The sequence below is a fragment of the Mycoplasma sp. 5370 genome (assembly GCF_054343435.1).
Genome location: NZ_JBTGVF010000005.1, coordinates 40,383 through 54,736, shown reverse-complemented (window position 1 = coordinate 54,736; position 14,354 = coordinate 40,383). Strand labels below are relative to the sequence as shown.

13 protein-coding genes are annotated in these 14,354 nt (G+C 25.4%); all 13 read right to left on the bottom strand.

Annotated elements, in window-relative coordinates; all coding sequences use genetic code 4:
* On the bottom strand, positions 1–632 hold a 632-nt coding region (locus ACXX88_RS01450), incomplete at its 3' end, for a hypothetical protein (protein ID WP_458559365.1).
* Between the two features lie 111 nt (positions 633–743).
* On the bottom strand, positions 744–1,544 hold the full coding sequence (locus ACXX88_RS01445) for a hypothetical protein (protein WP_458559364.1): 801 nt from the start codon (positions 1,542–1,544) through the stop codon (positions 744–746).
* Entirely contained in the window at positions 1,531–3,543 is a 2,013-nt protein-coding gene (locus ACXX88_RS01440) for a S8 family serine peptidase (RefSeq protein WP_458559363.1), read from the bottom strand. The genes ACXX88_RS01445 and ACXX88_RS01440 overlap by 14 nt, the downstream gene beginning before the upstream one ends.
* A 714-nt stretch (positions 3,544–4,257) precedes the next feature.
* Positions 4,258–4,590, bottom strand: a complete 333-nt coding sequence (locus ACXX88_RS01435) for a hypothetical protein (RefSeq protein WP_458559362.1) — start codon at positions 4,588–4,590, stop codon at positions 4,258–4,260.
* A gap of 143 nt (positions 4,591–4,733) precedes the next feature.
* Positions 4,734–5,072, bottom strand: coding sequence for a hypothetical protein (locus ACXX88_RS01430; protein WP_458559361.1), 339 nt, complete (start codon positions 5,070–5,072; stop codon positions 4,734–4,736).
* Entirely contained in the window at positions 5,059–5,547 is a 489-nt protein-coding gene (locus ACXX88_RS01425; RefSeq protein WP_458559360.1) for a hypothetical protein, read from the bottom strand. Before ACXX88_RS01425 ends, ACXX88_RS01430 begins: the two co-directional genes overlap by 14 nt.
* Positions 5,548–5,703: 156 nt before the next feature.
* A complete protein-coding gene (lpdA, locus tag ACXX88_RS01420; protein WP_458559359.1) occupies positions 5,704–7,569 on the bottom strand; it encodes a dihydrolipoyl dehydrogenase in 1,866 nt (621 codons plus the stop codon).
* 1 nt (position 7,570) lies between these two features.
* The gene (locus tag ACXX88_RS01415; protein WP_458559358.1) at positions 7,571–8,467 is read right to left on the bottom strand and encodes a 2-oxo acid dehydrogenase subunit E2; all 897 of its coding nucleotides are present in this window, start codon (positions 8,465–8,467) and stop codon (positions 7,571–7,573) included.
* A gap of 13 nt (positions 8,468–8,480) precedes the next feature.
* Positions 8,481–9,482 (bottom strand): alpha-ketoacid dehydrogenase subunit beta, encoded by a 1,002-nt coding sequence (locus tag ACXX88_RS01410; protein ID WP_458559357.1) that lies wholly within the window; start codon positions 9,480–9,482, stop codon positions 8,481–8,483.
* Complete coding sequence (gene pdhA / locus ACXX88_RS01405) at positions 9,482–10,588, bottom strand: pyruvate dehydrogenase (acetyl-transferring) E1 component subunit alpha (protein ID WP_458559356.1); 1,107 nt, start codon at positions 10,586–10,588, stop codon at positions 9,482–9,484. The genes ACXX88_RS01410 and pdhA overlap by 1 nt, the downstream gene beginning before the upstream one ends.
* A 214-nt stretch (positions 10,589–10,802) precedes the next feature.
* Positions 10,803–11,639 carry a bifunctional 5,10-methylenetetrahydrofolate dehydrogenase/5,10-methenyltetrahydrofolate cyclohydrolase gene (locus ACXX88_RS01400; protein ID WP_436358644.1) on the bottom strand — a complete coding sequence of 279 codons (837 nt, stop codon included), beginning with the start codon at positions 11,637–11,639 and terminating at the stop codon, positions 10,803–10,805.
* A 30-nt stretch (positions 11,640–11,669) separates the two neighbouring features.
* Entirely contained in the window at positions 11,670–11,843 is a 174-nt protein-coding gene (locus ACXX88_RS01395; RefSeq protein WP_436358645.1) for a DUF2188 domain-containing protein, read from the bottom strand.
* A gap of 21 nt (positions 11,844–11,864) precedes the next feature.
* The gene (locus ACXX88_RS01390) at positions 11,865–14,345 is read right to left on the bottom strand and encodes a valine--tRNA ligase (RefSeq protein ID WP_458559355.1); all 2,481 of its coding nucleotides are present in this window, start codon (positions 14,343–14,345) and stop codon (positions 11,865–11,867) included.
* Positions 14,346–14,354: the final 9 nt, after the last annotated feature.

The window sequence follows — 14,354 nt, the reverse complement described above, 5'->3', positions numbered from 1 at the left end:
TTAATAAGGCGAACAAAAAAACTTAACCTAATGTTAAGTTTTTTGTCCCACTTTATTTTAGTATTTTTTTCTTTTGAATTAATACTTTTATCTTCGACTCAGCCAGTAGGTTCTGGACTTCTTAAATTTTCAAAATATCTTTTGTTTAGCAATCTATAAAATTCAAAATTTACATTATCATGATAAACTAGTTCATAATTTTTTTCATTGTTTTTTGCAAACTGTGGAGTTGTAATATAAACTATAAATTTATCATCGAATAATTTTTTTGGGAATTGATTTTGTAAAGAATTAACCAATTCATTAACATTAGTTTCTGAATTAATATTAGAATACTTTTCATTATTTTTTAGTTCATATTTAAGCAGATCTAAAAAATCATTAAATTCTTCCAAAGAAGAAAAATAATTATTTTGTAATTCATAATTATCAAATACAATATTTGAATAAAATACAGGTTTTTCCTTTATTTTGGTTTCATCATATTTTCATTCAAATTTTTCTTCTTTAATTTCCATTTTTTTATCTATATTTACTTTTTGTTCTTTTTGTATTTGATTACAAGAAATAAAAGAAGTTGTTGAAATTGTGGTTAGCAAAACTATTTTAACTACTTTTTTAATTAATGACATAATAACTCCATATGCATAACTTTAATTATATTACTAAATTATAACATTTATTCATTTTATTTTATTAAATTAGCTAATTTTATTTATAAATATTCAAAAAATAGTAAAAAATTATTTTTTATTTAGTTTTTCAACTTTATCTCAATAAATATGATTAATATTGTTTTCTTGAAAATGGTGTAATTTATCATTAATGGAATCATCTTCATTATAAGTTTTATAATCATAATAAATTTTTAAATTATTGAATATAACGTCTTTTTTATCAAAAATAAAAAATTTCATAATTTTGTTTTTAGATTTTTCTTCATTACTGATATTTTCACTAAGAATGAGTTGATCTATCTTTTTTTCTTGTTCATTTTCTGATGAATATATCGTTGGTGCATTTTCTGGTTGTTGATAATAGTCTTTTTCTATTAATCTATAAAACTCAATGTTGATATTATCATGATAAACTAATTCATAGTCTTTTTCCTTATCGACAATAAATTCTGGTGTTGTAATAAAAACAACAAATTTATCATAAAAAAGACTTTTAGGAAATTTTTCTTGAAAACTTTTTGTTATTTTTCTAAGATGTTCTTCTGTATTTATATTTGAATATTTTTCATTAGTTTTTATCTCGTTAACTAGAAGTTTTATAAAACCTTCCATTTCAAAAGTGTTAGTAAAAAAGTTATTTTGAAGTTCATTATCACTCAAAATGACATTAGAATAAAATACAGGTTTTTCCTTTATTTTGGTTTCATCATATTTTCATTCAAATTTTTCTTCTTTAATTTCCATTTTTCTAGTGTTTTCTCCTTGATTATTTTTTCAAATTCCTATTGTTTGATTGCAAGACACCATAGAAAATACATAAAATGCAGAAATTATAGGAATTACTATAATTTTTTTAATTAATGACATAAGATAACATTCCTTTTACTATTTCCTTCATAGGTGACTGATCAGGAATATAAACTTTTATTCTATATTCTCCATCACTTAACACTTTAAAGTTTATAAATTCAATGTTAGTATATATATTTCTTGAAGATGCAACCACTTCCCATTTATTAGTTTTTTTATTAAAGAATTCTAAATCTATATCTACGTCTTTTGGAATAAATCAAGGATTTGAATTTTTTAATTTTTCGTAATCTGAAGAATTTCAATAATTTTTATATTTTTTCAATATTGAAAATTTATTTATTAAATTATTATTTGTTTGAAGATTATATTCTTCTTTTTTCTTTAGATATAAAGAATATTTTTCATCAAATTCTTTTTTCATATTTTCTCATTCTTTAAATTTTTTTAAATATTCTAGTTCATCAATAATTAAAAAAGGATTAAAAAGTTTTAGAAAAAAATTAACTTCTTCTTTTTTAGGCGGTGTGTAATAATCACTTGGTCTAAGGGGTTGAATAGGTTCTTTTATTTTTTCTTCTTCATAACCTGCATTAAATAATCAAGCAATAGAAATTGAAACATTGTCATCTTTTTTTAAATTTATGTTAAATATTTTTTCCTTAAAAAATTCAGCAAGTGAAAATGAGTATAAATTTTTAGTTGCTCTTTTGATTTTTTGGTAGTCGATTAATCCTATTCCGTATTTTTTATTAAAATTATGAACAAATGATTTTTCATATTTATTTTTTGAATTTCAATAAGAACCACTACCTAAAATAGAAAGTATCGATTCGGGTTTATTTATTAAATCAGAATTATTATTCATTATTATATTTGCCAATACTCCAGTAACTAACGGAGAAGAAAAAGATGTCCCACTTGAAAATGAATTTTCTGACTTGAATTTATAATTTTCTCCCGGAGCGACAACTAAAGGTTTATTGAATATAATATCACTAGCATGACCTCATGAAGAAAAAGTAGATACTGAATCTCCTTCTATGTTTGTAGATCCAACTATTACTGAATTTTGTGATAATTTTGTTCCATCTACAAAATGAAAATCCTTATTTTCTCCATCATTTCCAGAAGAAAAAACATTAATAATTCCATATTTTTTAGTTATAAAATCTAAATAATAAGAATAGTCATTGTAATATTGATTCTTTAAAAAATCATTAACATCTTTATAAATGTTTTGACCATTTTTATAAAAAATTCTACCATAACTATGATTAATAATTTTTACACCATTATCAATCATTCATTCCATTCTTTTTATTCATTTGCTGAATTCGTTTTCGTTCTCATCACCTTTAAAATTTGCTGCATAAATAATTGAATTTGGATTTAAACCATATTTTTTATCAGCTATTATTCTTGCTACTGAATCTGCGTGTGAATATTCTGTTCCTTTATCATCTTTATCAAAATATACTATATTTTTAAAATGTTTATAATAAGGTGTACTATCCACTTCCATTACACCAATTTTTATAGGTTGCTTATCAGTTTCATCTCCGTTTGACTTTTCAAAATGAATAGTTTCTTTTTGTTTAATCAAAAAATCTTCTGTTGAATTGTTTTCATTTTTTGATGCATTATCATATGAAGAAGTCAATCCTTCTTCAACTATTAATTTATTTTTTAAATTGAAAAATTTTAATTTTATCACTTTTGGGTTTGATATTATAAATATAATATCTGACAAAGAATTTTTATTCAATTCAAGTTTAAAAAAAACTAAATTGAAGTATTTTCTAAAATTTATTTCAATAATTTTTTTTGTTTTCAAAAGGAGATCCTTAATTTCTTCTTTTGAATTTTCTTCGAAAGTAATAGATAAATTAAATGAATTTATTTCCTTTTCTTTTGCAAAATCATTTAAATCTATTTTATCAAAATTTTCTAATAAAACTCTATAGTTTATATTTTGATTTTCCTGATTTTGTGCAACTAGTACAGTTGGAATATTTAGCATACCAACTACATCGTTCAATAATTTTAATGACATAAAACCTCCATTTTATATATCTAAATTATATCATTTATTCATATTGTATCAATATATTACAAAATTTTATTTATAAAAATTCAAATATTTTGTTAAAATGTCTTGACTTTTTTACCTTTTTTAATAATTTATTTTTAAGCTGTCATCTCTCCTTAAAAAACAAAATTAATAAAGCAAATAAAAAAAACTTAATCTAATGTTAAGTTTTTTGTGCCTCTTTAATTAGTGGTGTTTCTTTATTTTTTAAAACTGTTTTTTTATAAATTCTCTAAATTCTTTATAAGTTAAGAATTTGCTTTTTACTTCTAAATTATTTAATTTATCAATTGAAAATAATGATTTAGAAATTTTAAAAGAAGTATAACTGAAAGTAGGTCAAAAATACTCAGTAGTTTTAAAAATAGGTTCTTCTTTATTTTTGCTCTTTAAATATGAATAATGTTCTAAATCTGCGGAATTAAAAATTAATTCATTTTTTATTTTTTGTGCTATTGAATAATAAGGAATCCCAATTTCAAAATTATTTATCTTATTAAAATCTAAATCTGAACTTTTATATAAATTTTGAAAAGTAGCAAATAAATCTCTACTTTTAGCAAAATTATTATATATACATATATTATACTATTTACTTATATTTTAAATTGAGATTATTTTAATAATATAAAAAATACTGCTTATAAATATTCAAAAAATAATTCACAATTTTCTTTATTATTTTTTAAAATTATCTTCTCTTAATTCAAGTTCATCTCTAAATATTGAATTGTAATGTGGCAATTGAAATGCATGGGCGTCACTATCAACATAATTAGTTTTAGCATCAAAAGTTTCATTTAAATAAGTAATTTTTAAGTTGTTAAAAATAAAATCTTTTTTATCAAAAACAAAAAATTTCATAATCTTATTTTTTGATTTTTCTTCATTTGAAATACTATTTTTTAATATCAATGATGAAACTTTATTTTCTTCCTGTTCAATTTCTTCATTATTGTTATCATTACTTCTATTAATTCTCCAACTATCATAATATTCTTTTTCTAGCAATCTATAAAATTCAAAATTTACATTATCATGATAAACTAGTTCATAATTTTTTTCTTTACCTTCAACAAATTTGGGAGAAGTTATATAAACAACAAATTTATCTTTAAATAAATCTTTTGTAAAAGTTTCTTTTAATGTTTTAATTAATTTATCAATATTTTCTTTCGAATTAATTTTGGAATAATTTTTGGTTTTGTTTCAAATTCATTTCTCAGTAAATTTAAAAAATAATAAAATTCTGTATATGTAAAATAATTATTTTGTAATTCATTCTTTTCAAAAACAATATTTGAATAAAATACAGGTTTTTCCTTTATTTTTGTTTCATCGTATTTTCATTCAAATTTTTCTTTCATAATTTTTCCTTCTTTTTTATATATTTCTTTTTTTTCTTCTTTATTTGCTTGATTACAGGAAATAAAAGAAGTTGCTGAAATTGTTGTTAGTAAACCTAGTTTTAATATTTTTTTAACTAATGACATATGAAATAGCCCCTCTTATTTCTTCGTTTAAGTTATCATTTCTTTTTAAAGATACTTTTATTCTATAGTTATCTTCTTTTTTTACTTTATATCTTATTAGTTCCACATTGCTATAATTTGATGTAGAAGAAGAAACTGTTTCTCATTTATGAGTATTTTGATTAAAAAATTCTAAATATAAATCTATATCTCGAGGTATAAATCATAAACCATCATTTGATTTTTCTTTTTTTTCATAATTAAAAGAAATTCAAAAATTTTTATATTTATTAAGAGTTAAATATTCATTAATTAAAGGATTGTTAACTTTAGAATCATATATTTCTTTTTCTTTTGTAAAATCATTTAAATCAAGTTTATCAAAATTATTTAATAAACTTTGATAATCTATATTCGAAATTTCTGAGTTTTGTGCTACTACTACTGTTGGAATATTTAGCATACCCACTACATTACTTAATAATTTTAATGACATAAACCTCCATATATATTTAAATTATACTCTTTATAGTTATTTTTTAAGAAAATAGAAGGATTTTCTTTGGAAAAATTCAAAAAATTTCATTTTTTTAATAAGTTAACTTAAATATTAAATGTTTACTAAATTACCAAGTAATAAAAACATCACTTTTTAATGTGATGTTTTTTTATTTAACTTTTTTTTAAGTTTGTTTAATTGGTGAACTGCGTTTCTTGCTGCTTCTCATAATACTTCACTAAATGTTGGGTGTGGGTGAATTGTTGAAGCAATGTCATAAATTGTTGATTCTAAATCCATAGCAAGAACTACTTCAGAAATTAAATCTGTAGCTGCAGCACCAATAATGTGACAACCTATAATTTCACCATATTCTTTATCAATAATAAATTTAGCAAATCCTTTTGATTCATGAGCTGCTAATGCTTTTCCAATGAAAGTAAATTGGTGTTTTGCAACAATAAAATCTTTACCTTGTTCTTTAGCTTGATCTTCTGTTAAACCAACAACAGCAATTTCAGGGTGTGTATAAATACATGCCGGAACTGTTTTTGCAGAGTATTTTACTTGTTTTTTAAGAATATTTGAAACAGCAACAACTGCATGACGATAAGCAACGTGAGCTAACATAGCTTGTCCTACAACATCTCCTATTCCATATACTCCTTCAACATTTGTTTGACAGTATTCATCAACTACTAATTGTTTTCTGTCTCCAAGTTTAATTCCCACTTCTTCTAATCCAAGAGATTCAGGAACTCTACCTACTGAAACTAAAACTAAATCAGATTTAATTGATTCTTCTTTTCCATTAACTTCATAGAAAATTTTACCTTTTTCATATTTAGTTGTATTGGCATTTGCTATAACTTCAACACCCATTTCTACTAAGTCATTTGAAACTTGTTTAATAATATCTTTATCAAGCATTCCAAGCACTGTTGGTAAATTTTGGATGATTGTTACTTTTGTTCCTGCTGAAGCAAACACTTGAGCAAATTCTACCCCAATAACCCCTCCACCAATAATAGTTAATGATTTTGGTTGTTTTTCTAAATTAATAGCTTCTTTAGAAGTGATTAATTTTCCTTCAGCATAACCTTGTTCAAATCCAGGTAAAGGAATTTTTCTATCACTTGAACCAGTAGCAATAATAATATTTTTAGCTTTATAAACTTTAGAATCAACTTCCACTTCATGAGCACCTACAAATTTTGCAGTTCCAAAAATAGTTTTTACTTTATTCATTCTCATTAATGCTTGCACACCTGAAGTTAATTGTTTAACAACTTCATATTTTCTTGCATGCATTTTAGTTCAATCAATTTTTACGTTTATATTTCCTGTAATTCCGTATTCTGTAGCATGTTTAACTGAGTGAAGAACTTCTGTTGTTTTTAAAAGTGCTTTTGTTGGGATACATCCAACATTTAAACAAACTCCTCCTCAGAATTCTCTTTCAATAATTAATGTTTTTAGTCCAGCTCCACCAGCTTCTTCAGCTGCTAAGTATCCACCAGGACCTGATCCAATAACAATAACATCAAATTCTTCTTCAATTTTTCCTGTATATGCTTTACCTTGTTCTTTATTTGAAGATGCTTCTTTTATTTCTGTTGGTGATTCAACTTTAGTTGTAGCAGTTGTAGAAGGTTTTTTTAATGAAGATAAATCAAATAATTGATTTGAAACTTTCACTTCTCCTACAACAGAAGCACCTCCTCCAGTAGATTCCTCTTTTTTAGACTCTTCTTTTTTAGGTTCTTGGGCAACTGCATCACCTTTTCCATCATCAATATGATAAATTTCTTGTCCAACGTGGATTGTGTCTCCAACAGCCATTAAAACCTTAACAATTTTTCCTGTTGCAGGAGAAGGGATATCTGAAGTTACTTTATCTGTTTCAACAGAAAATAAAGAATCTCCTTCATTAACCATATCTCCTTCTTTTTTGTAGATTTCAGCAACTACACCTTCATGTAATCCTTCACCTATATCAGCAAATTTAAATTTATGCATTTTATAAAACTCCTAAAATTTCTGGTTTTTCTAATAGTTCTTTAACTCTTGAAGCAAATCTTCCAACAGTTGCTCCATCAATTCATCTGTGATCAGCTGATACAGTTAAATTCATAATTTTTCCTGGAACAATTGCTCCGTTTTTAACTACTGCACGGTCAACAATTGAACCTACTCCTGCTATTGCTAATTCTGGATAGTTAATAACTGGTGTTCCAAATAAGGCACCTACTGAACCATAGTTAGTGATTGTAAATGATCCACCAGACATTTCATTTGGTTTAATTTTTCTATCTCTAGCTGCAAGTGCTAATCTTGAAATTTCTTTTGCCAATTCAACAATTGTTAAGTTTTGGGAATCTTTAACAACAGGAACCATTAATCCTGCTTCTGTATCCACAGCGATTCCAAGGTTTAATGTTGTTGGAAAGACAATTTCTGAATTTGCTTCATCGTATTTAGCAGCAAGAATTGGAAATTCTCTTAATGCTACTAAAATTGCTTTTGCAATATAAGGTAAAAATGTTAATTTTACACCTGTAGTTTTTTGTACATCTTCTACAATTGATTTTCTTAAATCTCATAATTTAGTCATATCAATTTCGTTAACTAAACTGAAATAAGCAACTGAATCTCTTGAATTAATCATTGCTTTTGCAATTGCTTTTCTAATTGGTGTAATTTTTTCTCTTTTACCATCTAAATAATTAACTGAGGCAGTTGATTCAACTTTAGCTGAAGTTGGGGCAACTGTTTCTTGTTTAGGTGCACTTTTAAAAGATAAAACATCATCTTTTAAAATTCTTCCAAATGGACCTGTACCTTTAACTTGATTAATGTCAATTCCCATTTTTGCAGCAATTGCTCTTGCTAAAGGGGTTGAAATTATTTTATTCATATTTTCCTTTCTTTTAGAATTTAAATCCTACTACTTCTTTTATTTTTGCAACAATTTTATTGCTATCAATTGCGTGATATTTTTCTCCTCTTGCTAAAGGAACTGTAATGTCATAACCTGTTAATCTTGTTAAAGGAGCTTTAATGTATTCAAAAGCTTTTTCATTAACTCTTGTAATAATTTCTGCAGAAACTGAAAATGATTTAACAGCTTCATGAACCACTAATAATCTTCCCGTTTTCTTTACAGAATTAATAATTGTATCTGTATCTATTGGTTTAATTGTTCTTAAATCAATCAATTCTACACTAATTGAAGATTTTTCTTCTATTAGTTTTTTGATTGCTTCGATTGAATCGTGAACTTGTGCACCATAAGTTACTAATGTTAAGTCTGTTCCTTCCACTAAAACATTTGCTTTTCCAATTGGAACTTCATAAATTTCAGCTGGTATTTGTTGTTTAAAAGAACGATAGATTTTTTTAGGTTCTAAAAATACAACAGGATCAGGATCATTTAAAGCTGCAATCATTAATCCTTTTGTATCATAAGGTGTTGAAGGCATAACAACTTTTAATCCTGGCACATGTGCAAACATTGCTTCAATTGCTTCTGAGTGGTGTTCAAGAGCTCTAACTCCACCAGCCATTGGCATTCTTAATACTAAAGGAACACTAAATCTTCCTCTTGATCTATTTCTATATCTTGCTGCGTGAGTCATAAGTTGTTGAAATGCTGGGTAAGAAAATCCTTGAAATTGCATTTCAACAATTGGTTTTAGTCCAAAAAGAGCAGCTCCAATTCCAATTCCCATCATAGATGCTTCAGCAATAGGTGTATCCCAAACTCTTTCAACACCATATTTTTTTTGTAAGCCTTCAGTTGCTCTAAACACTCCACCTTCATATCCAGCATCTTGACCTCAAAGAACAACGTGTGGATCTTGTTCCATCATTAAATCGATTGCATTTGTTACAGCACCGATGTTATTTAGTTCTAACATTTTTTTGTCCATTATTTATTCTCCTTTGAATAATATGCGATAGCTTCTGCTTTTTGTTCTTCTAATTCAGGTGTTAATGTTGCGTAAGTATGATCAAATACTTCGTTTAAATCAACATCTAATTCTTCTAATGATTCTTGATAAGCTGCTTTTACTTGTTCCATAGCATCTTCTCAAATTTGATCTTTTTCTTCATCGGTTAAATATTCTTTTGATTTTAAATAAGTCTCAATACGGTGCATTGGTTCTCATTTTTCATGTTCTTGCTCTTGTTCTATAGTTCTATAAATTCTTGGATTATCACTTGTAGTATGTGGTCCTTGTCTTCAAGTTATGAATTCAACCACCACAGGACCATTTCCTAATCTTGCAAATTCTACAGCTTCTTTAACTACAGCATAGGAAGCTAATAAGTCATTTCCATCAACTATAACTCCTGGAATTCCAGCAGCCGCTGCTTTAGCTGCAATAGTTTCTGAACCAGTTTCTAAATGTTCTGGTGTTGAAATGGATCATTGGTTATTGTTTACACAGAATACTGATGGTCATTTTCAAATTGCTGATGTGTTAATTGCTTCATAAAATTCACCTTCAGCAGTTCCACCATTACCAATAAATGACATTGAAACTACATTTTTTCTAGTTAATTTTGATGCATAAGCAATACCAGCAGCATGTGAACACTGTGTTGCTATAGGAATATTAATTGGAAGTAAATTTATTCCTTCAGGTGTAACACTTCCTCTTTCGTTTCCATTTCAATATAACATTTGATTTTTTATAGGCATTCCCATATATAACATAGTTGCATTTGATCTAAATGCAGGAACAAATCAGTCATCTTCTTTTAAAGCCATAGCTGAAGCTACTTGTAGTGCTTCTTCACCAAAATTAGGTGCAAAAGTTAACATTCTTCCTTGTCTTTGTAACTGTGACATATATTCATCTTGTCTTCTTGAAAGAACCATAAATTTATAAGCTTTTAATAATTCTTCTTTGCTTAATTTTGGTTCGTTGTTTTTACCTTCTTTAGTTAAGTTTCCATCTATGTCTAAAAAACGGATAATTTCGTCCTTAGAAAACATAACTTTGCCAGGTTTAACAAATTTAAATTGCATTTTTACTCCTTATTTTTTTAAAATTAATTAGAATTTAAACTAATATTATAATTATATTCTTTTTATTGATTTTATTTCAATTTAAAGTATAAAAATTCATTTTTTTATTAATTTTTTGAATTTTTAACATTTAAATGCAAAAAAATATTGTTTTTATGATAGTTTTGAACTTATTTTAATTAAAAATATAAATCATTTTTGACTTATATTTTATTTATGAATTACTTTTTAAATTTTCTTTTATAGTTATCATTAAATTTTCAAATAATGCTGTTACAGTCATAGGACCAACTCCACCTGGCACTGGAGAAATAGCTTCTACTTTATCTATAACATCCATAAAATCAACATCACCAGTAATTTTATTATTAGATAAAGTATTTATTCCAACATCGATAATTATCGATTTATCTTTTATATTATCCTTTTTAATTAAATGTGATTCTCCTGCTGCTACAACTAAAATATCAGCTTCTTCAGAACCTTTAATTCCTGTTTCTTTGTTGAAACTATGAGTAAAAGCTCCTGCATTAGTAAGTAATTTTTTTGTGGGTTTTCCTACTAAATTAGATTCACCAATAACATAACATTTTTTGTTTTGAACTTGAATATTGTAAAAATCTAATAACATCATAATTCCTTTTGCTGTCGCAGGAGTTAATGAAAATTGATTATTATAAAATTGATTTTGATTTTTACTTGAAAGTCCATCAATATCTTTAACAACAGGAATAGTATCTAAAACTTTTTGCGAGTTTATGTGTTTTGGTAAAGGTAATTGAACTATTATTCCATTGCAATCTATTGATTCTTGTCTAACTATAGATAACAAAGACTCTTCGGTGATGTTTTCATCTAATTTAATTAATATACCATTAACACCTAATTCTTTAGCTCTTTTTAATTTATTTTTTATATAACGATTTGATGCTTCTAAATTACCTACTTGAACAATTTTAAATATTGCTTTCTTTGGTAAAAGATTAAAAAAATTAAGCTGTTTTTGAAAAAAAAATTCTGAAGCTTTTTTACCATCTAAAATTTTTGTCATTTTAATTTTTTAAAATAAAAAAAGGTAATCTTACCCTTTTCTAAATTTTCCATCTTTTCCTTGGATCATAACAGCTGTTGTTTCTTTTAATTGTTTTGCATATTCAATAGCTTCTTTTTGAGTTTTAAAAATTTTTGTAGCTCTTTCTGCATTTGCGTTTTTTACAGCTCAATCTCCATTATGGTTTACAACGTACTTTATCATTTTTTTCTCCTTAAATATGTCTTATTTATTTTTTTCTATATATAATTTTAACTTTTCTTTATATAATTTTAACTTTTTTTCTTCATTTTCAATTTTTTCTTTTGGTGCTTTTGCTAAAAAGTTAGAATTTGATAGCATATTTTCTGCTCTTTTTATTTCAAATTCAATTATTTTTATTTCTTCTTTTATTCTTTCTGCTTCTTTTTTTTCATGTTCTGCAGATAGCTGAATATAAATTTCAAAATTTTCTGTTTTTAAAACTGAATGTTTGTTTTCAAATAATTCAGCATTACACATATTATTTATCATTAATATTGATGTTACATCAAGTTTTTTATCTACGATTCAATATTTTAGAACTTCTTTTTTAGAAATGCTATGTTTTTCTCTATATTGTCTTAAATTTTTAACTATTTCAATAACTTTATCTATATAATTAACATTTCTATAAGTTGTAATATCTGTATTTTCGTGTTCTAAAAGTTCTTGATTAAATAATTTTTCAAATAAATAATCTGTTAAAAAAGGACAGAATGGATGAAGAATAATTAATAATTTTTTAATTATTTCTAATCCAAATGTTTTATTTGGGTTAGTTTTAGATAATTCAATATATCAAGACGAAAGATCTTCAAAAATAAATTTATGTATTGCTTTATAAACTAATGTAAAATCATATTTTTTCATAAATTTATCTATATTTTTATTTAAATGACTCAATTTATTGGATATTCATTTATCTTTGTCTGTAATTTCTTGACAAGTGCTGCATTCTTCTAATTCATAAAAGTATTTAACTATATTTCATAGTTTGTTATTAAAAATTCAAGCAGCATCTATTTTGTCTTTAGAAAATTTAATATCCTGCCCTGGTGTTGAATTAAATATTAAAGATTCTCTTAAAACATCTGCACCGTATTGTTCAATAACTTCCATCGGATCTATACCATTACCAAGTGATTTAGACATTTTTATCCCTTTTTCATCTCTTATCAATCCGTGCAACAATACTTCATCAAATGGTTTTTCATCCATAACACTTAAACTAAAGAAGTACATTCTTGCAACTCAAAAGAAAATTATATCTCAACCAGTTACAAGTAATGAAGTAGGGAAATATCTTTTCATTTTTTCATTTGACTGTGGTCAACCTAAAAAAACAAATGGTGCAAGCCCTGATGAAAATCAAGTATCTAAAACATCTGGATCTTGAATTCATCCTTCACCAGGAGACTCAATTTGCACTTTCATTTCTTCATTTTTATATCATGCTGGTATTCTATGTCCTCATCATAATTGACGTGAGATGGTTCAATCATATACGTTTTCCATTCATTTTTTAATAACTGTTTGAAAACGTTTTGGATAAAATTTAACAGCATTTTTGCTTTTTAAATGATTTAGTAGCATTTTTTGTAAGTCTTCCATTTTTACAAATCATTGTTCTGACATAATTATTTCAGAAACTTCACCACTTCTTTCTGAATACCCTACATTAGATATTATTTCTTCTGTTTTAACAATATAATTTTCTTTTAATAGTTTTTGATAAATTTGTTCTCTTGCTTGAAAACGGTCTAATCCTTCAAACTCTAAAGCTAAACTATTCATTTTTCCATCAGGATTGATTGATTCATTAATTTCTAAATTGTGTTTTTTTATAATATCAATATCTGCCATAGCATGTGCAGATACTTTCATAACACCTGAAGCAAATTTTTTATCTATATAATCATCTTCAATTATTGGAATTATTTTTTTAGTAAAAGGATGAATAACATTTTTACCCACAAGTGATTTATATCTTTTATCTTCTGGATTAACACCAAGTGCCACATCAGAAGGAATTGTTTCAATTCTTGTTGTAGCAACTGTTAAGAATTCATCGCTGTTTTCAATAAAGTATTTAATATAATACATTTTTTGATTAGTTGGTTTATTAATTATTTCAATATTTGATAAAGCTGTTTTTTGTTTAGGATCTCAATTAATTGCTTTTTTATCTTTATAAATTCATCCTTTATTATAAAAATCAACAAATATCTTTAAAACTGCTTCATTAGCATCTTTATCTAGTGTAAATCTTTCATTTGTGTAATCGAGTGCTAAACCTAAAGAATTTCACTGTTCTTTAATTTTATTGTAATATTCATCTTTTCATTTTCAAACTTCTTCTAAAAATTTTTCTCTTCCTAAGTCATGACGAGTTTTATTTTCTTTTCTCAATAATTCTTCAACTTTTGTTTGAGTTGCTATACCCGCATGGTCAACTGCAGGTAAAAATAAAACATCATACCCTTTTAATTTTTTATATCTAATAATAGTGTCTTGAATATATTCATCTCACGCATGTCCTAAGTGCAATTTTCCTGTAACATTAGGAGGTGGCACAATGATTGTAAATGGTCTTTTACTCGAATCGTGATATGAAAAATATTTTTTATTAATTCATTTCTGGTTTCTGTTTTTTTCTATATCTTTATGATTAAAATTTTTATCCATATTTCCCCT